The sequence below is a fragment of the Arthrobacter sp. K41 genome (genome assembly GCF_059089645.1).
In genome coordinates this window covers 21,724-45,113 of record NZ_JBNHEW010000005.1, presented here as the reverse complement: position 1 = coordinate 45,113, position 23,390 = coordinate 21,724, and the positions used below count along the sequence as shown (strand labels likewise).

At 65.3% G+C, this 23,390-nt stretch carries 20 protein-coding genes; 12 read left to right on the top strand and 8 right to left on the bottom strand.

Annotation, left to right across the window (positions count from 1 at the left end; all coding sequences use genetic code 11):
• Window position 1: 1 nt before the first annotated feature.
• The 4 genes from AC5RTE_RS12785 (at window position 2) to AC5RTE_RS12770 (ending at window position 4,315) form a co-directional block, all read left to right on the top strand.
• The gene (locus AC5RTE_RS12785) at window positions 2-1,015 is read left to right on the top strand and encodes an ABC transporter permease (protein ID WP_494041784.1); all 1,014 of its coding nucleotides are present in this window, start codon (window positions 2-4) and stop codon (window positions 1,013-1,015) included.
• Window positions 1,012-2,739, top strand: a complete 1,728-nt coding sequence (locus AC5RTE_RS12780) for an ABC transporter ATP-binding protein (protein ID WP_494041783.1) — start codon at window positions 1,012-1,014, stop codon at window positions 2,737-2,739. The genes AC5RTE_RS12785 and AC5RTE_RS12780 overlap by 4 nt, the downstream gene beginning before the upstream one ends.
• Window positions 2,740-2,837: 98 nt before the next feature.
• A complete protein-coding gene (locus AC5RTE_RS12775; protein WP_494041782.1) occupies window positions 2,838-3,245 on the top strand; it encodes a chorismate mutase in 408 nt (135 codons plus the stop codon).
• Window positions 3,242-4,315, top strand: coding sequence for a uroporphyrinogen decarboxylase/cobalamine-independent methonine synthase family protein (locus tag AC5RTE_RS12770; protein ID WP_494041781.1), 1,074 nt, complete (start codon window positions 3,242-3,244; stop codon window positions 4,313-4,315). Before AC5RTE_RS12775 ends, AC5RTE_RS12770 begins: the two co-directional genes overlap by 4 nt.
• A 39-nt stretch (window positions 4,316-4,354) precedes the next feature.
• Here AC5RTE_RS12770 and AC5RTE_RS12765 read toward each other — a convergent pair whose 3' ends face one another.
• From AC5RTE_RS12765 to AC5RTE_RS12740, 6 genes are read right to left on the bottom strand one after another with little or no spacing between them, the layout of a single operon-like run.
• Window positions 4,355-5,068, bottom strand: coding sequence for a DUF4166 domain-containing protein (locus AC5RTE_RS12765; protein WP_494041780.1), 714 nt, complete (start codon window positions 5,066-5,068; stop codon window positions 4,355-4,357).
• Between the two features lie 40 nt (window positions 5,069-5,108).
• Window positions 5,109-6,401, bottom strand: a complete 1,293-nt coding sequence (locus tag AC5RTE_RS12760) for a DUF58 domain-containing protein (protein WP_494041779.1) — start codon at window positions 6,399-6,401, stop codon at window positions 5,109-5,111.
• Window positions 6,401-7,393 (bottom strand): AAA family ATPase, encoded by a 993-nt coding sequence (locus tag AC5RTE_RS12755; RefSeq protein WP_494041778.1) that lies wholly within the window; start codon window positions 7,391-7,393, stop codon window positions 6,401-6,403. Before AC5RTE_RS12755 ends, AC5RTE_RS12760 begins: the two co-directional genes overlap by 1 nt.
• Window positions 7,390-8,571: a DUF4350 domain-containing protein gene (locus tag AC5RTE_RS12750; protein ID WP_494041777.1), complete on the bottom strand. Its 1,182-nt coding sequence runs from the start codon at window positions 8,569-8,571 to the stop codon at window positions 7,390-7,392. The genes AC5RTE_RS12755 and AC5RTE_RS12750 overlap by 4 nt, the downstream gene beginning before the upstream one ends.
• Window positions 8,571-9,233, bottom strand: coding sequence for a DUF4129 domain-containing protein (locus AC5RTE_RS12745; RefSeq protein WP_494041776.1), 663 nt, complete (start codon window positions 9,231-9,233; stop codon window positions 8,571-8,573). The genes AC5RTE_RS12750 and AC5RTE_RS12745 overlap by 1 nt, the downstream gene beginning before the upstream one ends.
• Window positions 9,223-10,683 (bottom strand): proline-rich domain-containing protein, encoded by a 1,461-nt coding sequence (locus tag AC5RTE_RS12740; protein ID WP_494041775.1) that lies wholly within the window; start codon window positions 10,681-10,683, stop codon window positions 9,223-9,225. Before AC5RTE_RS12740 ends, AC5RTE_RS12745 begins: the two co-directional genes overlap by 11 nt.
• Window positions 10,684-10,867: 184 nt before the next feature.
• On the opposite strand from AC5RTE_RS12740, the gene mtrA reads away from it, so the two are divergent.
• From mtrA to secA, 7 genes are all read left to right on the top strand, one after another.
• A complete protein-coding gene (gene mtrA, locus AC5RTE_RS12735; protein WP_494041774.1) occupies window positions 10,868-11,542 on the top strand; it encodes an MtrAB system response regulator MtrA in 675 nt (224 codons plus the stop codon).
• 163 nt (window positions 11,543-11,705) lie between these two features.
• Window positions 11,706-13,457, top strand: a complete 1,752-nt coding sequence (gene mtrB / locus AC5RTE_RS12730; RefSeq protein WP_494042020.1) for an MtrAB system histidine kinase MtrB — start codon at window positions 11,706-11,708, stop codon at window positions 13,455-13,457.
• Window positions 13,454-15,172 (top strand): LpqB family beta-propeller domain-containing protein, encoded by a 1,719-nt coding sequence (locus tag AC5RTE_RS12725; protein ID WP_494041773.1) that lies wholly within the window; start codon window positions 13,454-13,456, stop codon window positions 15,170-15,172. The genes mtrB and AC5RTE_RS12725 overlap by 4 nt, the downstream gene beginning before the upstream one ends.
• 106 nt (window positions 15,173-15,278) lie before the next feature.
• Window positions 15,279-16,154, top strand: coding sequence for a ComF family protein (locus AC5RTE_RS12720; RefSeq protein ID WP_494041772.1), 876 nt, complete (start codon window positions 15,279-15,281; stop codon window positions 16,152-16,154).
• Window positions 16,155-16,343: 189 nt separating this feature from the next.
• Complete coding sequence (gene hpf / locus AC5RTE_RS12715) at window positions 16,344-17,069, top strand: ribosome hibernation-promoting factor, HPF/YfiA family (protein ID WP_494041771.1); 726 nt, start codon at window positions 16,344-16,346, stop codon at window positions 17,067-17,069.
• 32 nt (window positions 17,070-17,101) lie between these two features.
• Complete coding sequence (locus tag AC5RTE_RS12710) at window positions 17,102-18,370, top strand: winged helix-turn-helix domain-containing protein (RefSeq protein WP_494041770.1); 1,269 nt, start codon at window positions 17,102-17,104, stop codon at window positions 18,368-18,370.
• 47 nt (window positions 18,371-18,417) lie between these two features.
• Window positions 18,418-21,159 (top strand): preprotein translocase subunit SecA, encoded by a 2,742-nt coding sequence (secA, locus tag AC5RTE_RS12705; protein WP_494041769.1) that lies wholly within the window; start codon window positions 18,418-18,420, stop codon window positions 21,157-21,159.
• Between the two features lie 111 nt (window positions 21,160-21,270).
• Here the strand turns inward: secA and AC5RTE_RS12700 are convergent, their stop codons facing one another.
• Window positions 21,271-21,636 (bottom strand): Rv3235 family protein, encoded by a 366-nt coding sequence (locus AC5RTE_RS12700; RefSeq protein ID WP_494041768.1) that lies wholly within the window; start codon window positions 21,634-21,636, stop codon window positions 21,271-21,273.
• A gap of 189 nt (window positions 21,637-21,825) precedes the next feature.
• Window positions 21,826-22,638, bottom strand: coding sequence for a LysM peptidoglycan-binding domain-containing protein (locus AC5RTE_RS12695; RefSeq protein ID WP_494041767.1), 813 nt, complete (start codon window positions 22,636-22,638; stop codon window positions 21,826-21,828).
• Window positions 22,639-22,778: 140 nt separating this feature from the next.
• On the opposite strand from AC5RTE_RS12695, the gene AC5RTE_RS12690 reads away from it, so the two are divergent.
• Window positions 22,779-23,348, top strand: coding sequence for a hypothetical protein (locus tag AC5RTE_RS12690; RefSeq protein ID WP_494041766.1), 570 nt, complete (start codon window positions 22,779-22,781; stop codon window positions 23,346-23,348).
• The last annotated feature ends 42 nt before the right edge of the window (window positions 23,349-23,390 follow it).

Here is a 23,390-nt window from a genome sequence, read left to right as displayed (position 1 = left end):
CATGAGCATCCCAGCTGTACCCGTCCCCATGGAAAGTCCCCGGGCCCCCTGGTACCGGCGCCTTCCCGTCATTTCGCATTACAACAAGAGCGTCGGGCTCCAGCGCGGCATGCTGGTGGCCGGACTGGTCCTCACCGGAGCTTTCATCCTGACCGCTCTCTTCGCCCCGCTGCTCGCGCCTTACGGCTTCTCCCAGCTTTCCGACGCCGACGGCAACTTCCCCACGCAGCAGGCACCGGGCGGCAAGCACCTCCTCGGTACCACAGTAGGCGGCTACGACGTCCTATCCCGGGTGGTCTGGGGAGCGCAGACGGCGATCCTGGTAATCGTCGTCGCCGTGGCCATGTCCATCGTTGTGGGTGTCGTGCTTGGGTTGGTCAGCGGCTACCTGGGCGGGTGGCTGGACCGGATCCTGGTTGTAATCGCCGACGCCGTCTACGCCTTTCCGTCGCTGCTGGTGGCCATCGTGATGGCCATCGTCATCAGCGGCGGCCAGTCCAGCCTCATCGGCGGCATCTTCGCCGCAGGCACAGCCATTACGCTGGTATTCATCCCGCAGTATTTCCGCGTCATCAGGGCCGAGACCGTCAGGTTGAAGGCCGAGCCGTTCGTTGAGTCCGCCAAGGTGGTGGGAGCCTCAAACATCCGCATCATGAGCCGCCACATCTACCGGAACGCCACCCGTACCCTGCCGCTGATCTTCACGCTCAACGCTTCCGAAGCCATCCTCACCCTTGCCGGACTGGGGTTCCTCGGGTTTGGTATCGAACCCAGCTCCGCCGCGGAATGGGGCTTCGACCTCAACAAGGCGCTCGCCGACACCACATCCGGGATCTGGTGGACCGGCCTGTTCCCCGGCCTGGCCATCGTGCTGAGCGTGGTGGGCCTGACCCTGGTGGGTGAGAGCATCAACGACCTCAACGATCCGCGCCTCCGTGGCCGCAAGAGCACGGGCGGCAGCCCACCGGCGCCGGCGGACACCAACGCCATTGAAACAGAAGTGGGGGCATCATGACCGTCAACCTCGACCCGTTGTCCGGCAGGCAGCCTGGCGAACACGATTCCGGTGGCGGCCGCCCGGTCCTCGACATCGACCACCTCCAGGTCACTTTCGCCACCGACGGCGGCCCGGTTCACGCCGTCAAGGATGTCAGCCTGGAGGTTCGAAAGGGGGAGGTGCTCGCAATTGTGGGAGAGTCCGGCTCGGGAAAAACGGTCACAGCCAAGACGATTCTGGGGCTGCTGCCGGAAACCGCCAGCAGTTCCGGTGCCGTTGTGATCAACGGGGCTGACGTCATCAGTGTCAGTGCTTCCCGCCTGCGCCAGATCCGGGGCCGTGACGTGGCCATGGTTTTCCAGGAACCGTCCACGGCGCTGAACCCGGTATTCACCGTGGGCTGGCAGATCGCCGAAGGCATCCGCGCGCACGCGGGTGGCGGCGGGAAGCGTGTTTCGGCCAAGGACGCCAAAATCCGGGCCATTGAAGCGCTGCGCAAAGTCGGCATCCCGGATCCGGAGCGCCGCGTCAACTATTACCCGCACCAGTTCTCGGGCGGACAAAAGCAGCGGGTGGTCATCGCCGCGGCGCTGGCCCTGAATCCCGGGCTCATCGTCGCCGATGAACCAACCACCGCGCTGGATGTCACCGTTCAGGCCGAGATCCTGGAACTCCTCCGGGACCTGCGGGACAAGTACGGCACATCCATCGTGCTCATCACCCACAACATGGGGGTGGTGGCAGACCTCGCGGACCGCGTGGTGGTGATGTACCAGGGGGGCGTTGTGGAGGAAGCGCCTGCCCGGACCCTGTTTGCCGAACCGCGGCAGGACTACACCCGGAAGCTGCTGGCCGCGGTACCGCACCTGGGGCACCACTCCGCTTCGAAAGGACTGTCCAGCCGGGCGCACCAAAATGAGGAAGTCCTGGTGGAAGCGGGCAACCTGACCATTGAGTACCCCGGCCGGCTGGGAGCACCGGCTTTCAAGGCCGTCGACGGGGTCAGCTTCACCCTGTCCAGGGGAGAAGTGTTTGGACTGGTGGGGGAGTCCGGTTCCGGAAAGACTACCATCGGCCGCGCCATCGCAGGGCTTAACAGGACCACCGGCGGCAGCCTCCGCGTGCTGGGCTACGAGATGCTGAACCTCCGCGAGCGCACCTTCAAGCCGCTCCGCAAGGACATCGGCTTCGTGTTCCAGGACCCGGCGGCCTCCTTCAACCCCCAGCTGACCATCGGGGACTGCATCGCCGAACCGATGGTCATCCACACCAGACCCAGCCCGGCGCAGGCACGCAAACGCGTCGGCGAGCTGCTTGAATCAGTCCAGCTGCCGGCGTCGTACGCAGGACGCTACCCCCATGAACTGTCCGGCGGCCAGCGCCAGCGGGCCTCCCTTGCACGAGCGCTCAGCCTGAATCCGCGGCTGCTCATAGCCGATGAGCCCACTTCGGCCCTGGACGTCTCGGTGCAGGCCAAGGTCCTGGAGCTGTTCAAGGACATCCAGCAGGAGTTCGGGTTCGCCTGCCTGTTCATCAGCCATGACCTGGCGGTGGTGGACACCCTGTCCTCCTGGGTGGGCGTGCTGTACAAGGGCAGGATGATGGAGCAGGGGATCGGCAGCGACGTCATGGGCAGTCCGCAGCACGACTACACACGGCGGCTCATCGCGTCCCTGCCCGTACCGGATCCGCAGGAACAGGCCAGGCGGCGGGAACAACACCGGGCGCTGCTCGGCATCTGAGGCGCTGTTGCCCCGGGTTCAGGTCAGCGCCGGTGCCGGGCCCCGGCGCCGGCGCTTAACACCCGGTCGAAAGCGGAGCCCTCCCATAGACTTGAACCATGACGCAGCACAACCTTCACACTCCTGGCTCCGATGACTTCGACCCCTCCGCCAGCTCACTGGCCGGCCAGGTGGACAACTCGGTGATGGCTGAACTGCTCTCCATCCGCTCCAGTATCGACAACATCGACGCCACCCTGGTCTATCTCCTGGCCGAACGTTTCAAGGCCACCCAAAAAGTGGGGTTCCTGAAAGCAACACACCGGCTGCCGGCCGGCGACCCTGGCCGCGAGGCAGCCCAGATCGCCCGGCTCCGCAGGCTGGCAGAAGACGCCCACCTGGATCCCGCGTTCGCGGAGAAGTTCCTGAACTTCATCATCGGTGAGGTGATCCGGCATCACGAGGCGATTGCCGAGGACCATGAAGCCGCGGCCGGTCAGCACCCGCAGGCATCAGCGCTCGCGTGAGCATCAGTGAACGGCATCAGGCAGGTCCCCGCGCCGCCGGCGGGAACCAGGCACCGCCGCAGGAAGTAACAGCAACCGGGCTGGGGCCGTGGCCAGGCGAAGATCCGGTGGAGGCAGCGAAAATCATCCGCGGGGAGCTGGGCAGCCCCCACTTGCCGTTCCTCGCCGAACTGCCGGACCGTGGCGTCGGTTCAGATGCAGTGGGGCGCACCGCCAGCCTCCTGGTGGAGTTGGCGGTGGACGTCCAGCCCTACGGTTGGCGCCTGGTGGACCGGCCCGGCAAGGACTTCCGCCGCGCCGCTTCAGCCCTTGCCACTGACATCAACATTCTGGCCGATGTAGCGGGGGCCGAGGAAAAGCCGGCGGACGAGGTCAAGGTCCAACTGGTGGGTCCGCTCAGCCTCGCGGCCAACCTCCACCTGCACAGCGGCGAGCGCGCCCTTCTCGACTACGGGGCACGCCGGGACCTGGCTGCTTCACTTGCTGCCGGCGTCGGGCTCTATCTGTCGCGGGTGTCGGCGGCTGTGCCTGGTGCCCGGCTGGTGGTACAGGTGGACGAGCCTGATATCGCAGCGATCCTGGCCGGCACCATCCCCACCTCCAGCGGTTACCGCACCCTGCGCGCCGTAGGGGCTTCGGAGGCGCGGGAGTCCTGGCGGGTGGTACTTGACGCTCTGCGGTCCGCCGGTGCCGCCGAGATCGTTATGGCTGTTCCTGAGATTGAGGCGCCCTTTGAACAGATCCTGGCAGCCGGAGCTGACGGTATTGCCGTTCCGTTGAAGGCCCTGACTTCCCGGCAGTGGGAACAACTGGCGGGCGCCGTGGAATCCGACAAGCGTCTGTGGCTTGGCGCCCTGGACGTCACGGGGAGCTCCCTGCCGAGGGTGGCCGACTGCGTGGAGGCAGTGCGGCGCCCCTGGCGGCAGTTGGGCCTGCCGGCAGAATCCCTCAGCGCCCTGCGCGTCACGCCGTCTGCCGGACTCGCCGGGGGCAGCCCGGCCCAGGCCCAGGCAGTCCTTGGCCGCCTCACCCAGCTGGCTGACGGGCTGAACCAGGTGGCCCAGGGGTAGCGGCAAAACACACTGCCAGTGCAGGCAGGGGAGCGGGGCTCAGACCCGGTTTTCCCAGCGGTCCGGCTGGGCGTACCGCGGCAGGAAGCTTTGCGCGGAGCTGCCGCCGGTGTAGCGGCGCAGACGGTAGTCGAAGCTTCCGGCGTAGACCAGCACCAGGCCGATCTGGGGCTGGATCACCTTGACCTGGATATGGTGCCTTCCGTTGTCGCCGTCGGCCGGGTCCCACCACTGTTCCGCGTAGGCTTTGGCGTCCAGGGCCGCGGGAAGGGGAATGCGGAGGGGGCTAAGGAAAAGCCGGGAAGCTTCGGAAACACCGCGGAGCCGCCCCTCCGGCGTTACGCCCAGATTCAGGTCCGTCACGAGCCGCCGGTACCGGCCCACGTAGTCCACGAGCTGCGGCTCCCCGTTCCTGCGGGTCACGCTGGTGGTGTCCTGGAAGATCCTTTTCCGGCCGGGGAAACGGATCTCACGGCGGGCCGTCAGGCTGGAACGGCCGAAGGGGTCCTGGTGGGCGTGGTTCTCGATCCGGAACGGAATGTTTTCACCGTACTCGGGGAAAAACGCTTCTTCTCCGCCGGTGAGCCGCAGCAGGGGACGCAGCCAGTCCTGCCTGCAGCCGACGACGTCGAAGGTACCCTCGCCTACGCCGTAGTGGCCGCTGCCTGGAACCAAGGAAAAGTACTCCTGCAGTTCGGGCTGCAACCGGTGGAAGTCCGTTCCCAGGGCCTGCTGGTAAATCGGTAAGTTCATGAAGACCTCCTTCTAAGGGGCACGGACAGCAATGGTGACTTCACAATCTACCTGCAGCCTTGAGCCTGATGTACATGTCAGCCAGCCGGGGCGGCAGTTCCTGCGGCTCGGCGTCGACCACCTCCAGGCCGTGGTGCCGGAGTTCGGCTGTTACCGCGGCGCGCTGCAGAAGGGTCCGCTCGGCAGCGGCGGCGCGGAAGACGCCCGCGGCACTGTTCCGCTCCCGCAGCATCAGCCCAAGCTGGGGGTCCCGGACTGCTGCGACCACCACAACGTGCCGTCGGGCCAGTTGCACGGCCGTTGGAATGAGGCCTTCCTCGGGCGCACCGCCATCCAGGGCGGTCAACAGCACCACCAGCGACCGGTGGACGGTGACGGCGCGGATCTGGCCGGGGATCGCTGACCAGTCCAGTTCAATGAGTTCCGCCTCCAGGGGGGCCATGGCCTGGACCATTTGACCGAGGAGATTACCCTGTCCTGCAGTACCCGCCCTGGCCCGGGTCCGGCGGTCAAAGGCCAGGAAGTCCACCCGGTCGCCGCCCCTCTCCGCGAGGACTCCCAGCAGGAGGGCCGCTTCCATGCCCGTATCAAGCCGCGGCTCGTCGTCGATCCTTGCCGCAGACGTCCTGGACGTATCGAGCACCATCACTACCCGACGGTCCCGCTCCGGCCGCCAGGTACGCACCACCACCCCAGACCGGCGCGCTGTTGCCCGCCAGTCGATGGAGCGGACGTCGTCGCCGCGGACGTAGTCACGCAGGGAATCGAACTCGGTGCCGGCGCCCCTGATCTGGACGGCAGCCTTGCCGTCGAGTTCGCGCAGCTTACGCAGTTTGGACGGCAGGTGGCGCCGGGAATGAAAAGGCGGCAGGACCCGCAGTAACCCGGGGCAGTCGAGGGTCCGCTGGCGGGCGGCCAGCAGCAACGGGCCGAAGGAGCGGATGGTGATGTGCGGGGCTTTGAGGTCGCCGCGGCGGACGGGCTGCAGTCGAACGGTGACGCGCCGGCCTTCCCCGGCCGGAACGTTGATGGCCTGCAGAGGATTTTGTGCCCCGGCGGAGGGCTGCCAAGCGTCCCGCAAAGTCCCGCGAACCCGGCGCCGTCCCTCGTTCCGGACAGTGACCCCCGGGACCGCTGTCCCATGCAGGGTCACGTTGCCGGCATCCTGGCGCGCAACGTGGACCTGGCGAAGCGAGCCGGCCAAAATTAGGTCCCCGGCCGCCAGTGCCAGCAGAAGGCCGGTTGTGAGGAGGACAGTTCCCCACCCGGGCAGCAACAGGACCGGCACCAGGCCCAGCAGCACCAGAATCACAAACCGCCCGGAAACGGCCATCAGCGCGGGACGGGCACGGAGGCGAGGATGGTGGCCAGGACGTCGTCTACCCGGACCCCGTCCATCTGCGCCTCGGGCTGCAGCGCCACCCGGTGCCGGAGGCAGGGCAAGGCCAGCGCCTTAACGTCATCCGGGGTGACGAAGCCCCGACCCGACAACCATGCCCAGGACCGGGAGGCGTTAAGCAGCGCAGTCGCGCCGCGGGGTGAGACGCCCAACTGGAAGGAGGGCGCCGAACGGGTGGCACGCACCAGGTCCACAATGTAGCCAATGATTTCGGGCCCGACCGCAACGGTAGCCACAGCGTGCCGGGCCCGCTCCAGCGCCGCGGCCCCCGCCACTGCCCGTACACCGGCGGCGGCCAGGTCCCGGGGGTCGAATCCGGCGGCGTGACGCCTGATGACTTCCATCTCATCCCCGCGCTCCGGCAGCGGCATGGTGAGCTTGAGCAGGAACCGGTCCAGCTGCGCTTCGGGGAGGGGATAGGTGCCCTCGTACTCCACCGGGTTTTGGGTGGCGGCCACGAGGAAAGGTGAGGGCAGCGGGCGGGAAACGCCGTCCACTGAAACCTGCCGCTCCTCCATGGCCTCGAGCAGCGACGCCTGCGTCTTGGGCGGTGTCCGGTTGATCTCGTCAGCCAACAGGAGGTTCGTGAACACGGGTCCTTCCCGGAACGAGAACTCCGAACTGTGCGAGTCGTACACCAAAGACCCAGTGACGTCCCCCGGCATCAGGTCCGGGGTGAACTGCACACGCTTGGTATCAAGGCTCAAAGCTGCGGACAACGCCCGGACCAGCAGGGTCTTTGCCACGCCCGGCACTCCTTCCAGCAGCACATGCCCCTGGGAAAGCAAAGCAACCAGCAGGCCGGTGACGGTTGCGTCCTGCCCCACCACAGCCTTTGCCACCTCATGGCGCACGTCCAGCAGTGCCTGCCGCGCCGCATCATGGGTGTTGTCAAGGACCCGGGAGCCGCCGCCTTGTTCGCTCATCGGCTGTTGACCTCTTTCTCTAAGGCGTCCAGTTCCTGAGACCAGGCCACAAGCCTGGACTCGGTGCCCGGACGTTCGTCAAGGAGTTGTTTGATGTCACGGGGCGGCCGGTCCAGGAACCGCGCCGTGGCCTCCGCCGCCTCATCGGCGGTAGCACCCGGCCCCAGCCGCAGCTTCCGCGCCAGCCGCACCAGGGTTCCGGCCCGAAGGTTGTCCCGTGCCTGTTCGACCGCATGCGAGTCGTGGTACAGCCGCGCCCTGCCCTCTGCAGTCTCCACGGCCTTGACCACCACCGGCAACGGCTCGAACACCAGCGGGCCATGGCGCCGGCCCCGCCACACGATCGCAGCCAGGGCCACCAGGGCGAGCCACAGGCCAAGGAAGCGTGCCCAGGCCGGCGCGAGCTCATCGAGCGTTTTCGGGGATACCGGGGTATCCAGGTCCGCCACGGACGGCAGGTACCAGACCAGGTCCTGTGAGCTGCCGAGGGTCCGGATTCCGAGGGCTGCGTTGCCCAGTTCATCCAGCCGTTCGTTACTGAGGATCGCCGTGCTGCCCAGGACTGTAACGTGCCCGTCCCCGCTGACGGCGAGCAGCCCGGCAGGGGACGCGGCCGGCCGGTAACAGGACGTCCCGCCGTCATACACAAAACCTGACCCGCTGTGAACCGGGCCCGCCGCTTCCGCATCAGCAAAGGAACAGCCCGGTTCCAGCACCGAGGACGCCTCAGGTACAACACCCGCCTGGCTGATCCCGGTGCCGAGCGCGGCAAGTGTCTGCAGCCGGGGCGTCACAACCACCAGGCGCTTCGCCGCGGCGGACAGTTCGCGCAGGCGGGAGTCATCAAGGAACCCATCCGGGTCGTACAGCAGGAGCGTGGGGGAATCACCGGCAGCCAGGGCGCTCATCGCTTCTTCGAACGTGGCAGCGTCCTGGATATGGACTCCGTGACGGCCCAGGATTTGGCCGACAGCCCGAGCCCCGTCCGGTCCGGGGTTATGGATGGACAGTGGAGTTCCGTCGCCGTGAGGCGCCAGTTGCCCCCAAATGACCAGTCCCAGCGCCGCGGCCACAACGGCTGCGAAGGCCCAGCACCGGCGGAGCCACCCGAACGTACTCCGGCGGGCAGTTCCGGATCCGCTTGTGCTGCTTTCTGTGCCGGGGACCGTAGAAGTCATCACAGCGTCGCTCGATCCTGCTGCCTGATGTCATCCTGCCGGCCGAGGCTTTTGGCGGGCTTCTGTACCTCGAGATCCTGGTCGAGGCCGGCCATGGCCTGGTAATCATCACTGGCCGCTGCCCAGTTGCCGTAACGGACCGCGTCAAAGATGCCGGCGGCCTGGTTCAGGCGGGCCGCTTCCGCCGGGAAAGGAACGGACAGGGCGAGCACCACCTCATCGGCGGTGCGGCCCGGCTGCGGATCCAGCACAGTACGGTCTTCCGCCGAGCGGACCAGCGCACGGAAACGGTCGACGACGGCGTCCCCCCACTTGCCTGCCGCGGCTGAAGTCTCCGCACGCTTCCGGTAGTCCGCAGCGGTCAGTTCGCTGTCGGGCTCGAACACTTCCGTCCGGTGCCGGGTTTTTGGGTTTAGGCGGGGCCGGGCCAGGATCACGGCGGCGGCGATAATTACTGCGATGACGATCCCGATCACCGGGCCTGGTACCGGACCCGCTTCGCCTGAAGGTCCGTCCAGGGTCAGCAGCCAGTCAAGGAAACTGCGCCACAGCGAGTCGAGCCAGCTTGGTTCAGCGTTACGGTATTCGGCTTTGGCAAGTTCCTCGACCGCCCATCGCCGGGCTTCCCCGGCGTCGGGGAGCACCGGAGCTTCAGCGTCCATCCGGCCAGGCTCCGCCGCGGCCCGCCCCGGGAAACATGCCCGGCCCCGGTGCAACCATCCCGCGCCCCGGGATGCCTTCAAAATCTGCGCCCGTTTCGAGCAGCCGGAGCAGGGCGAGGTCCAGTCCGTCCTTCCGCATCCGAAGATCCATGTAGAGCAACGCCATCACCGATGTCTGGAACGCAAAACCGACGGCACCGATCAGTGCAGCCAGGACGGCAGTCGCCACCCCCACCGCAACCGCCATGGCGACTTCCTGTCCCGTGCCGCCGTGCGGGGAGATGACGCCGCCAAGGAAGGTTGGCAGCAGGCTCACCGGAATCATCACCACCTGCCCGATGACGCCCACCATGATGCCCACCACCAGGGTGATGCCGAAGATCCGCCACCAGTTTCCCCGGGTCAGGGACCAGGAGCGGCGCAGGGCGGCAACCGCTCCGAGCTCTTCGATGACGACGGCGGCCGGCGCCACCATCAGCTTGATATAGACCCATACAAACATGGCAAAGAAGGCCGCCACTACGGGAATGAGCAAAAGGGCGCCGGTGCCTTCCAGGCCGGCGACCAACGCAACTGCCATGCCGGCCAGCACCAGGAAGGAAAGCAATCCCGCCGCCATCATCAGGGCGGCCAGACGGACCAGCGCCCATGCACGGGAACGGGCAAGGCCCCACATCTGCCGGAACCCTGTAGGGCGGTTGAGAATGGACCGGGCCACCGGTACCACCATCGCGCCCTGGAGCACTGCCGAGATAAAAAGCGTCAGGACTACCACCACCAGGACGGCGGCCACAAACCCCAGGGCGAGTGACGCGAGGCCTGCGGGGCCAGCGTCCTGCGCCCAGGCCTCGACGGAGACCAGGGATGTGGCTGTCACGGCCGTGATGACTGCGGCGAGGATGGCGGCGAGCGATTGCGCCAGCACGGCCGCGCCCAGCATTGCTTTTGCGTTGCGCCGGATTGTGTGGAAGGACCCGTCCAGGATTTCGCCGAACATCAGGGGGCGCAACGGGACGATGCCGGGTTTGGGCGGGGCCATATAGCGGGGCTGCCCGTAGGCCGGTCCTTGGTATGAGGGCCGGCCGTAGGGTGGGCTCTGCTGCGGGGGCAGGGGAGTGCCCTGCTGCCCTGGCTGCAATCCCCAGGAAACCTGGCCACCCCACTCAGGCTGACTGCCCCTGGCCTGCGGCGTTCCCCACTCCGGCTGACTCCGCGCTGCGGGCGGCACACCCCACCCGGGGTGCCGGCCCCACGCTGGGGGCGTACCCCATTCCGCCTCCCTTGCGGGGCGCGCGGGCTGGCCGTTTACGCCGGAAACACGTCCGTCGTCGTCGTGAGCATCGGCGCCAGGGCGGCCCTTGAAGCCGGGGTCCGTGCTGTGCTGGCCGCTATTGCCGGCCGGCCCCTCCCCGCCCAGGGGCTGCTGCGCGCCCGGTTCCTGTTGTGACACCCGTGTTCCTTCCCCCTGTACCAGTACCTCAGCCGCCGGCGCCCATGGATTAGCAGGCAGGGACGCCGGGGAATACCCAGGCATGAGGCCAGCCTATAGTTCGGCAGGCAGGCCTACCTAGCGTTCCGCCATGCCGCAACGCCCTGAACAGGACAAAGCCTGCCTGATAAGGGAATATATAACTATGAAGGCACGCATTCTGGTGGTAGACGATGACGAAGCGCTGGCCGAAATGATCGGGATTGTTCTTCGCAATGACGGCTTCGAGCCGGTCTTCTGCGCCGACGGCGCCAAGGCGCTCGACATCTTCCGTTCATCCCGGCCTGACCTGGTGCTGTTGGACCTTATGCTTCCCGGCGTGGACGGTATTGAGGTCTGCAGGCAGATCCGCTCGGAGTCTGACGTGCCCATCGTGATGCTGACCGCTAAGGCGGACACGTCGGACGTCGTCCGCGGCCTGGAATCCGGCGCCGACGACTATGTGCCCAAACCGTTCAAACCGGCCGAACTCGTGGCGCGCGTCCGCGCGCGGCTGCGGCCCGGCGACCAGAAAGCCCCGGAAACGCTGCGGATAGCCGACATCACCATCGATGTCGCCGGTCACACCGTGAGCCGGGGCAGCGAGCGGATTTCCCTGACGCCCCTGGAGTTCGACCTCCTGGTGGCATTGGCCCGCAAACCATGGCAGGTTTTCACCCGCGAACTGCTGCTCGAGCAGGTTTGGGGATACCGCCACGCCGCCGACACCCGGCTGGTCAATGTCCATGTCCAGCGCCTCCGTTCCAAAATCGAGCAGGATCCGGAAGCGCCGGAAGTTGTGTTAACGGTGCGTGGTGTCGGCTACAAAGCAGGGGCCTGACCCCGCAGTTCCCCAGGGGGGACCTGCCAACGCGCCCGGAGCGGAACAATCCTCGGAACCGCACGGCGCACCTGACGGGCCCGAGCCCGGCACGTCTCTGGAGCACAAGGCCCTGCATAAGGCTGCGGAGCACACCGACGCCGTAACCGGCAGCTTCCACAGGTTGTCTTTCCGTACCCGGATCTGGCAGCGCCGCGCTTTGATCGTGACCCTCAGAGTAGCCCGGCTGGTCCGCACAGGATTCCGGCGGTTCCTTCCGGCACTCCGCTACCTGGGGCAGGTCCTGCACCAGCGGTGGCGCCGCTCCCTGCAGTTCCGTACCGTTCTCACCACGCTGCTCCTCGCGGTCACCTCGTTTGCGGTGGTGGGCGCGTACCTGTCGAACCAGATCGCCAACAACCTTTTCCAGGAGCGGCTAACCCAGGCCGAGTCGGAGACACGCTACAACGTCAAGCAGGTCCAGGACACGTTCGACGGCGCCCAGGTCACCGACCAGTCCAGCGTGATCACCCTGGTGTACGACACCCTCAACGCCGTGGAGGGCCGCGGCTCGGTGATCCAGCGCAGGTATGTCTTCGAGGCCATGCCCGAACAGACAAAGCCCCGGAACCGGTGGGTGGAGTCACGGGCCTCGGATCAGCTGACGGTCAGTGTTATTCCGCCCGAACTGCGCAAAGCCGTACAGGAGTCCGGAAAGGACCAGTACTGGGCCTCCACCGTGATCCCGGTTGGAACCGAGGACCGTCCCGGCATCGCCGTGGGCAACAAAGTGACCTTCAACGGAACCGTGTATGAGCTGTACCTGATTTACGACCTCAACACCGCCCAGCAGACCCTCGACGAAATTCAAAGCGTGCTGTGGGCCGGCGGCGCCGTGCTGGTCCTGATGATCGGCGCCATCGCCTGGTATGTCACCCGCAACGTCGTCAGCCCCGTCAGCCACGCTGCCATGGTCTCCGAGAAACTGGCGGCAGGCCAGCTGCAGGAGCGCATGGTGGTCCGCGGCGAAGACGAGGTGGCCCGCCTGGGCGCCTCCTTCAACCACATGGCAGCCAGCCTCCAGGAACAGATCACCCAGTTGGCCACGCTGTCCCAGATGCAGCAGCGCTTTGTGTCCGATGTTTCCCACGAACTCCGGACGCCGCTAACCACCGTCCGGATGGCCGCGGAAGTGCTTTACGACGCCAGGGAAGAATTCGATCCCATCAACAAACGTTCCGCCGAACTCCTCTACAACCAGGTGGAGCGGTTCCAGTCCCTCCTCTCCGACCTGCTGGAGATTTCCCGCTTCGATGCCGGCGTGGCCATGCTCGACGCCGAGCCGGAGGACATCCTGCAGGTGGTGGCCCACGTGATTGAAGGAGCGGCTCCCGTCGCCGCCGAATACGGCTCCGAGATCATCCTGAGCGCCCCTTCCGGTGCCATCATTGCGGAAATGGATGCCCGCAGAATTGACCGTATCCTGCGCAACCTCATCCTCAACGCTGTGGAACACGGCGAAGGGAAACCGGTGAGGGTCACCGTGGCAGCGAGCCAGACCGCCGTCGGAATAGCCGTCAGGGACTATGGAATTGGCATGGCGCCGGCTGAAGCGGCCCGCGTCTTTGACAGGTTCTGGCGCGCAGACCCTGCCCGTGCCCGCACCACCGGAGGAAGTGGACTCGGCCTGTCCATTGCCATGGAGGACACCAAGCTCCACAACGGCTGGTTGCAGGCGTGGGGGAAGAAGGGCAGCGGAGCGAACTTCCGGCTGACGTTGCCCCTCCGCCAGGGCGAGGACATCGATAAGTCGCCGGTCCAACTGGAACCGGAGGACATCACTATTCCCGGCGAAAGGGACAACCGGAACATGCTGGTGCTGGAAGCCGGCGGAGCGCCGCTTGCTCCGGCGTCGCCGTCGAAGGAGACCACATGACAGGCCACGCCCCGCGCCGGGCCAAGCCCGTAGCTTTACTGCTGGTCCTGCTGGTGGCACTGCTGGCCGCATGCGCCCGCATTCCCACTTCCGGGCCGGTGGGCAAAAGCAGCGAGGGAAGCGCCGGCAACCTCAGCGCACCCGTGTTCCTGCCGGCGGCGCCGCAGGCAGGCGCTGCGCCCGAAACCATCATCGACTACTTCTACCGGGCCGGCAGCGGCTACGAGGACGATTACGCCGTCGCACGGCAATACCTGACCCAGGCAGCGTCGGTTTCCTGGAAGCCGGACCAGCGTGCCCTTGTCTACCGCGAGGCCAGGGTGGTGGCAGCGGAGGCCGAGAATGTCTACAACTACGAACTCGACGTCGCCTACACGGTCGACGCGGACGGCATCGCCACCCAATCCCCGCAAGGAACGGTGGAAAAGATCCCGGTAACGGTCACCCAGGTGGACGGGGAATGGCGCATCTCCGCCCTTCCGGACGGGACGGCTATTGCTGAAGAGACGTTCAAGGTTATCTACGGCGCCTACCCCATTTATTTCTATGACCCGAGCTTTACGTACGCGGTGCCGGACGTGCGCTGGTTCATCAGGAACAAGACAGTCAAGGCCATGACCAGCGCGCTGCTTGCAGGGCCAGCCCCTTACCTTCGTGGTGCCGTAGTGAGTGCCTTTCCTTCGGGGATAAAGCTCGCCCGCGAGTCGGTGCCGGTCGTCTCAGGGGCGGCCCAGGTGGACTTGACTGCCAAGGAACTGACAGAAAGCTCGCCCGAGGACCGCCTGCGGATGCAGATGCAGCTGACCCTGACCTTCCGCAGCCAGCCGGACGTGGTCAACGTGGAGTTGCGCGCAAACCAGGACCTGATCCGCGTGGAGGACAACGGCTCGGTGCTGCCGCCCACGTTGGACAAGAGCGTGCCACCGCGCCAGATCGCGGTCAGCGGCAACGAACTGGTGCGGTACGAGAACAACCGGGTGTCGCCACTGCCGGACATACAGCCGGTGTCTTCCCTCAATCCGCGGTTCCCCGCAGAATCCCAGGTATCGCAGACCGCGGCCTTCCTCAACGACAGCCGTACCACTCTTTACAGCATCAGTCCCGGCCAGCCCGCACGGGCCCTGACCACGCGGAGCACCCTGACCGGGCCGTCCTTCGGGCCGAATGACTGGGTGTGGTCTGCGGGGCCGGGAGCATCGGGGGAAACCGAAGTTGTTGCCTACCGCCCCACCGGTGTGGCCGAGGGAGCCCACGTTCCGTCAGTGACCCTGGCACCTGCCTGGCTGGCTGGACGAACCGTGAAGGACCTCCGGATTTCGCGCGAAGGAGTGCGGGCGCTGGTGATTTCCGAACAAAACGGGAAAACCCGCGTGCAGGTGACCGGCATTATCCGGGCCGGGGACGGAACTCCCCGTGAGCTGACACCGCCGGTCACCCTGGCCACCGACAGCGAGCCGGACCAGGGCGTTTGGGTCAGCGACACCACTATCGCGGTGATGAGGGGGGCGGCGGCATCAAACGTTACTCCCGAACTGCTTTCCCTCACGTCGGGACAGCCCCAACAGCTGGCCCCGTGGCCCGGACTCGTGGCACTGAGCGCCGGCAACGGTCCCGAGGAGATCTACGCCCAGTCCGCCGAAGGCATCTTTCAACGGTTGGGCAACGGCTGGTCCCCGCAGATCAAGGGTCCCATCGACCCGTCCTTCCCCGGCTGATGCCGTAACCCCAGCGGGCTTTGAGACGCCCGTCACCCAGGGCGTTGTCCACATGGACGGGGGAACGGACTGTACTGGGAGCAAGTTTGGGCCGAAGCTTGTCCGCGTGAGGAACACAACCATCGTGGCGGCCGGAGCGCGAACAAGGATGCGGCTGGACCCGGACCTTTTACCCGCAGAACCGTCTGCTGCCCACCGCGCCGAGTATCAGAGCCCCCTCCTGCGACTGGTGGATTCCGCCGCCGGAGCCGTGACAGACCTGCTGGCGCTCGCAGTACCCGTGGACTGCGTGTGCTGCGGAGCCGAAGACCGGGCCCTCTGCGTACAGTGCGACCGCCACATCCGCCACCTCACGCGCCACCCCTTCCGGGCTGAAAGCGGAGCACCTGCCCTGATGGACGTCGGCGGGACCGTCCTGCTGCCGGTTGTGGCTGCGGGTGTATACAGGGACGAGCTGGCACAGGCCCTGTTGTCCTTTAAGCGGCACGGCCAGTTTCAGCTCAGGCGCAGTCTTGGCCGGGCGCTCGCCGGCGGCGTCCGCTCGGCAGCGCCGGGAAGGGAGGTGGCATGGCTGGTTCCGGTGCCGAGCAGCAACGCCGCCTTCCTGAAGCGCGGATTCAGCCCTGTCCACCTGCTCCTGCACGAAGTGTCACGGCAACTGCCGGGTTTCAGCGTGCAGGACGTGCTGGAAAAATCCGGATCAGGTAGCCTGCAGCTGCCCGGAGGCCAGAAGGGGCTGGACCGCGGAGGCCGCGCCAAGCGCGTGCGCGGTTCCATGCGGGTTCGCCGCCGCCGGAAGGAGGACATGGTTGGAAAGCGCTGCATCATCATCGACGACGTCCTGACCACCGGCGCCACACTCGCCGAAGCCGCCCGCGCGCTGCACCTGTCAGGAGCCATTGTGGCCGGCGCTGTGGTTCTGGCAGCGACACGCCCGCCTGACTCTTATGGGCCGGTGCCGCCTCCGCTGAACTGCGGGTAACCGCGCATGACTTTCGAAAAAAATAAACCAGGAAAGGATGAATAACATGTGGCTATGAACTAACGTCGGGTGTGGGTACCAAGAACAGAATGTACCTGTCGATGGCGGCTCGGAGAGGGGCTCGACTGTCAAACAGATCGGCCCCGGGAAGTGCTGCCATCGTGTCACCGAAGTCATTTGGAGGGCACCATGGAGTTTATGATCAGCGGACGAAATCTGACAGTTTCAGACCGGTTCCGCGAGTATGCCGGGGAGAAGATCTCGAAAATCGAGTCGCTGGGCGACAAAGTCCAGCGCGTTGATGCCAAAGTTTCCAAGGAGACCAGTTCACGGCAGACCGGCGACCAGTTGACAGTCGAGGTGACAGTTCTGGGCAAGGGACCGGTAATCCGCGCCGAAGCTAGCGCCGCTGACAAATTTGCTGCATTCGACCTCGCGTACAACAAGCTGCTTGAGCGGCTCCGCCGGGCCAAGGACCGCAAGAAGGTTCATCACGGAAGGCACACGCCTAAAGCTGTCCGTGAAGCAACTGCAACACTGGAGCCCGCCAGCACCCACGAACCCCTTTATGTCGAAGCGAGCCACCGGAACGAAACCACCGAGCCCCCTGCAGAGACATCACCCTACGACGTTGACAACGACATCCCCGCCGGTGATTCCCCGGTCCTGATACGGCGCAAGGTTTTCCCCGCCGCCCAACTTTCCCTCGACGACGCGGTGGACAACATGGAGCTCGTCGGCCACGATTTCTACCTTTTCGTGGACAAGGCTACGAATACGCCGTCCGTCGTTTACCGGCGCCGCGGCTGGACGTACGGCGTCATCACCCTGGACCATGAGTGCGAACCGGGTGACACCGTGGTCGAAGAAAAAATCATCGCGTACCGTTCGGATGACGCAGCAGCCAACGCCTAGGGTGGTGAACACCATCCGCAGAGAGGACTGACGTGCCAGCGACGCTGAGCCTGAACCAGGCCCGGCGGATCGCCCTGGCGGCACAGGGACTCGACAAAGGACGGCCCACCGGCCCCGTGACTTCACGGACGGTGGGCCGCACCTTTGCCCGGCTCCAGCTCGTCCAGATTGATTCCGTCAACGTGTTAGCCAGGAGTCACTTCCTGCCTTTCTTCTCCCGGCTGGGGAACTACGACCGCACCATCCTTCAACGGATGTCCGGTACCCATCCCCGGCGCATGGTGGAGTACTGGGCGCATGAAGCCAGCTATATCCGCCCCGAACACTTTTCGGACCTCCGGCTGTGGCAAAAAAGGGCCTGGGTAGGCGCCGCCGGAATGGACCCGGGCGTGCGTTCCGCCATATCTGCCAGGATCCTGGAAACGCTCGCTTCCTCACGCCCCATGACTGCTGCCCAAATTGCGGCCAGGATCGGTCACGTAGAGGAGAAACAGACGGACAACTGGGGCTGGAACTGGAGCGCCGTCAAGCGCGTCCTGGAACACCTGTTCGAGGAGGGCCTGGTTTCGGCGGCCTCCAGGACTGAGCAGTTTGAGCGTAAGTACACACTGACTGCCAGGGTGCTGCCGCATGTGTCCCTTGCAGACGATGGTGAACCCGATCCCGGCCCAGCGCTGCATCGGCTCATCGACGCGGCGGCCCAAGCACACGGCATCGGAACCGTGCGCTGTTTCGCCGACTACTTCCGCACTCCCGTCAAGGCCGCGGCCGCCTCCGTGGAATATCTTGTGGATTGCGGGCGGCTGGAGCGCGTGACCGTGACCGGCTGGAACCGCGAAGTGTTCCGCCACGCCGAAGCCAAGCTGCCGCGCAGCGCAACCGGCCGGGCACTGGTGAGCCCTTTTGATTCCCTGGTCTTTGAGCGTCGCAGGCTGGAGGAACTCTTTGGGTTTCACTACCGGATTGAGATCTATACCCCGGAGGACAAGAGGCGTTACGGGTACTACGTCCTTCCTTTCCTCCTGCGCGACTCGTTGGTGGCACGGGTGGACCTGAAGGCTGACCGCTTAGGCGGGAAATTGCTGGCTAAATCAGCCTTCGCCGAACCATGCGCCCCGGCGGACACCGCCGTCGAACTCGCCGCAGAGCTTCGGTTGATGGCGGCGTGGCTGGGACTTCCCGATGTGGAGGTGGGCTCGCGCGGCGATCTGGCCAACGCCCTGGCAGAGGCCGTAGCCGGCACTCAACCCGTATCCGCTCTCAGGGAACAAACAGGCCGCGGGGCCGCGTGTCTCCCGTAGACTAAAAACGCCAGAATTCGGCGGCATCAGACTGGGAGCAACTTCACGTGGCATCACTCATCGAAAAACTTCTCCGCACCGGCGATAAAAAAACGCTCCGGCAGCTGCGGAACTATGCCGACTCCATCAACGCCCTGGAAGACTCATTCAAGACCTTCACGGACGCCGAACTCCGTGAAGAAACGGACCGGCTGCGCGAGCGCCATCAGGAGGGCGGGGAGAAGCTTGATGACTTGCTTCCCGAGGCCTTTGCCGCTGTCCGGGAAGCTTCCTCACGAACTCTGGGCATGCGCCACTTCGACGTCCAGCTGATGGGCGGCGCGGCCCTGCACCTGGGCAACATCGCGGAGATGAAGACCGGTGAAGGCAAAACTTTGGTGGCAACTGCTCCTGCCTACCTCAATGCGCTCACCGGCAAGGGCGTCCACGTCATCACCGTCAATGACTACCTGGCCGAATACCAGTCCGATCTTATGGGCCGCGTCTACCGTTTCCTCGGACTGACCAGTGGCTGTATCCTCGCCAACCAGGACCCGGCCGTGCGGCGCCACCAGTACGCCTCAGATATCACCTACGGCACCAATAACGAGTTCGGTTTCGACTACCTCCGCGACAATATGGCCTGGGACAAGTCCGAACTGGTTCAGCGCGGGCACAATTTCGCCATCGTTGACGAAGTCGACTCCATCCTCATCGATGAAGCCCGTACCCCGCTCATCATTTCCGGTCCCGCCCAGGGAGACACCAACCGCTGGTACAGCGAGTTCGCCAAGGTGGTCCTGCGGCTCCAGCCGGAGAAGGACTACGAGGTGGACGAAAAGAAGCGCACCGTTGGTGTCCTGGAAAGCGGCATCGAAAAGGTGGAGGACTACCTCGGGATCCAGAACCTATACGAATCCGCCAACACCCCCCTCATCGGTTTCCTGAACAACGCCATTAAGGCCAAGGAACTTTTCAAGCGGGACAAGGACTACGTCATCCTCGACGGCGAAGTCCTGATTGTTGATGAGCACACCGGCCGCATCCTGGCCGGCCGCCGCTACAACGAGGGTATGCACCAGGCCATCGAGGCCAAAGAAGGCGTTGAAATCAAGGCTGAGAACCAGACGCTGGCCACTGTGACCCTGCAGAACTACTTCCGTATGTACGGCAAGCTCTCGGGCATGACCGGAACTGCCGAAACCGAGGCAGCGGAATTCATGAGCACCTACAAGCTGGGTGTGGTGGCCATTCCCACCAACCGGGACATGCAGCGGATCGACCAATCGGACCTGGTCTTCAAGAACGAGACAGTGAAGTTTGACGCCGTCGTCAAGGACATCGCCGAGCGGCACGAAAAAGGCCAGCCCGTTCTGGTGGGCACCACGAGCGTTGAAAAGAGCGAATACCTGTCCCGGCTTCTTGCCAAGGAAGGCATCCGCCACGAAGTTTTGAACGCCAAGAACCACGCCCGGGAAGCAGCCATCGTGGCGCAGGCAGGCCGGAAGGGCGCTGTTACCGTGGCAACCAACATGGCCGGGCGCGGTACGGACATCATGCTCGGCGGCAACGCCGAGTTCACTGCAGTGGCCGAACTCGCCAAGCGCGGGCTGGATCCTGAAGAAAACTCCGAGGAATACGAGTCGGCGTGGCCTGGGGCCCTCGAAGCTGCCAAGCAGTCTGTCAAGGACGAGCACGAGGAAGTCCTCAACCTGGGCGGCCTCTATGTGCTCGGAACCGAACGGCACGAGTCGCGCCGCATCGACAATCAGCTTCGTGGCCGTTCCGGCCGCCAGGGCGACCCCGGCGAGTCCCGTTTCTACCTGTCGCTGACCGACGACCTCATGAGGCTCTTCAACTCCGGTGCGGCGGAGCGCCTGATGAACAGCTCGGTGCCGGACGACGTCGCGCTGGAATCCAAGCTCGTCTCCCGTGCCATCGCTTCAGCCCAGGGCCAGGTGGAAGGCCGAAACGCCGAACAACGCAAGAACGTGTTGAAGTACGACGACGTCCTGAACCGCCAGCGCGAAGCCATCTATGGCGACCGCCGGCGGATCCTCGAAGGAGACGACCTGCACGAGAAGGTGCAGTTCTTCGTGGAGGACACCATCACCGCCCTCATCGATGCTGCAACGGCCGAGGGCAACGGCGACGATTGGGACTTCAACCAGCTCTGGACCAACCTCAAGACCCTGTACCCGGTGAGCGTCACCGCCGATGAGATCATCGAGGAAGCCGGCGGAAAGTCCAGGCTTACCGTGGAGTTCCTGAAGGAGGAGCTGCTCTCTGACGCACGCCTGATGTACCAGGCCCGCGAAGAAGCCATCGGTTCCGAAAGCATGCGCGAGCTGGAGCGCCGCGTGGTTCTGTCAGTCATCGGACGCAAATGGCAGGAACACCTATACGAGATGGATTACCTCAAGGAAGGCATCGGCCTGCGCGCAATGGCCCAGCGTGATCCCCTTGTTGAGTACCAGCGTGAGGGCTTCACCCTGTTCCAAAGCATGATGGAGGCCATCAGGGAGGAAAGCGTAGGATTCCTCTTCAACCTCGAAGTGGAAGTCACCCCCGCGCAGGACGTCGTGGTGGGGGACGATGAGGGTGGACATACCGAGCACGTGGAGCCGCAGGTCCGGGCAGCCGGGCTGGAAGCGCCCGCTCAGCCTGCTCAGCTGCAATACACCGCTCCGCGTGAGGATGGCGGCACACAGACCCGCGTGGAAACCCGGTCTTCAGGCCGGTCAGGCAACCCCGCGAAGGCTGCGGCGCAGGATCCGACCAGGCGGCCGGCCAAGAAGAAGAAGCGCTGACCCGTTACGGGTAAAGGCTGGTAACCGAAGTTGGAGCAGGGCCGGGAGTTGTTCCCCGGCCCTGTCCCGTCTCCGACCGAGTCAGCCTGCCGCTGCCGCTGCCGCGCGCCGTCAGCCAATGACAAGCTCGGTCACCCGCCACACTTGTTTGCCCCGCTCGAGCCGGACAGCAACCGCCCGGGCGCGGACATCGTCCACCACAACGGTGCTGGCCTCATAGATACCGTCCGCCACTTCGCAGACGCGCACTGAACGGACGACGGAGTTCCTGTGCAGCCGTGCCAAGGCTGGGTTCCCGCTTCGTGTGATTTCGCGCCTGATGAGGGAAGCACGGTGCTGCAGCGCTGCCAGGCAACGCGGATCAAGCCGCCGTGCCAGCTGGTGGACGGGGCGGATTCCTGCGAGCACCTCCATGGCCGCCTGGACAGTGCCGCGGGTGACCGCCCGCACCTCCGATAAGTCATCAAGAGGACGCACTACCGGAGGCTGGGTTCGGGTATGCGCTGCAGGGGAAGTGGCCGCCGGAGGCTGCGGTGGAAGCCGCCGGGGCGTGTGATTAGCCTGGCGCGCTTGTGGTGGGAGGGCTCGAACAGGTATGGCTGCAGTCATGACTTTCCCCTTGGCTGGTAGCTGGTGTTGGTGTGAATCGTTTGGGGCCGGCCCTGCTTAGGAGGCCGCCGGCGGCTGCAGAACTTGTCCTGGGAGCAGCACATCGGGATTGTGGCCGATGACTGACCGGTTGGCTTCGTACCACCGGGGCCATTGGGTGGCAATTTCAACATCCGAGGCCCCTGGCCCCATTGCCTGCGCTGCCACGTCCCAGAGTGTGTCTCCTGCCAGCACTGTGACGGCAGCGGCATTGCCCGTAGCGCCCGAGGCGGTGCGTGCAGCAGGGGCCGTCAGCAGTCCCGGGTCCGATGGCGGGGCAGACGGCTGCCAACCCGGATGAGTCTCGGATGCCGGAACTTTAGGGTCGGGGCTGCCGTCCTCCATTGAAACTGGAGCTGGGTCGCTCCCGGTGCCCCCCGCACCGGGAGGGGAGGCTGGAGCCGCGGCTCGAACCGATGCAACCTGGTCCTGGGGAGGAGTCCATTCCGGTCCGGGTAGCCCGGTATGCGCAGTCGCGGCGGGGCCTGTTACCAGGTGGATCGAAAGTACGCCCAGTACCAGCCGCTGCATCAGGGCAGGTGAGAAGTTCGCGGTTAAGGAAGCCGCGCGGGTTTTGCCCTTCCGTTCGAGGAGCGTGGTGGCGCAGGCGAAGAACAATCCAAGGAACCACCAACCCACCAGTACAGCGCCGGCGGCCGCCGCGGCTGCCCCCAACAGGTGCTCAGCATCGAGTTCCTGGTGACGGGCTGAGGACTCCTTCCATTGCTCCAGAATCCCTGAACCCGCGGCAAAAAGCAGGATACCCAGGAGCAGTATGGTTGTAGCGCTTACGGCGTCAGTCCACCGGACAGGCTCTGGCGATCTAGTCATCAGGTTTCCTTTTGATGCAGTTTGATGCAGTTTGATGTTGTTATGCCCAGTGTGCACCCGTCCTTCATTCTTTGTCCAGACGTTGGACTGAAGTAGGAACCGTTATTGACGTCCGATGGTGCGGGCCCTACTCTGGCCGAATGCGCTGGGATTCACTCTTTGATGATCTCGAGAGCCAAATTGCAGAGACGGACCGGCTGGCCCTGGACGCCGAAGTGAACGAGCGGATCCGGGCGGAAATGGTTGGCCTGGAACTGGTCGACCGGTTGCGGGCAGGTCTGGGCTGCCGGCTGACTGTCCACGTTGCCGGCGGTGAGTCTTTTTCCGGGGTGCTCACCCACGCCGGTGGAGACGCCCTGGTGCTCGACGAGGAACAGCATCAGTTGCTTATTCCCTACGCGGCAGCAGTGCGCTATATGGGACTCGGCCGGGTGTCGCTGGCTGAAGCGTCGTCCGTGCGCCGTGGAATTGGGCTGGCGAGCGCCCTTCGCGTCATGGCCCGGGACCGGGCGGAACTTTCAGTTCTGACCGGGAATGCCGGCGGCATAGTTCGGCTGGCAGGAGTCATAGACCGGGTGGGACGGGACTACTTTGACCTCGCTGTCCTCGCCCCGGGCGAGGCGCGCCGCAGCCACCACGTTGGCCAGATTGCCACTATCCCCTTCGCCGCATTGGCTGCCATCAGGTCGCGGCGGGCGGACGGGATCTGACCGCCGGCGGGCCGAGCACCAAGGGAGACCGGAGGAATAAGC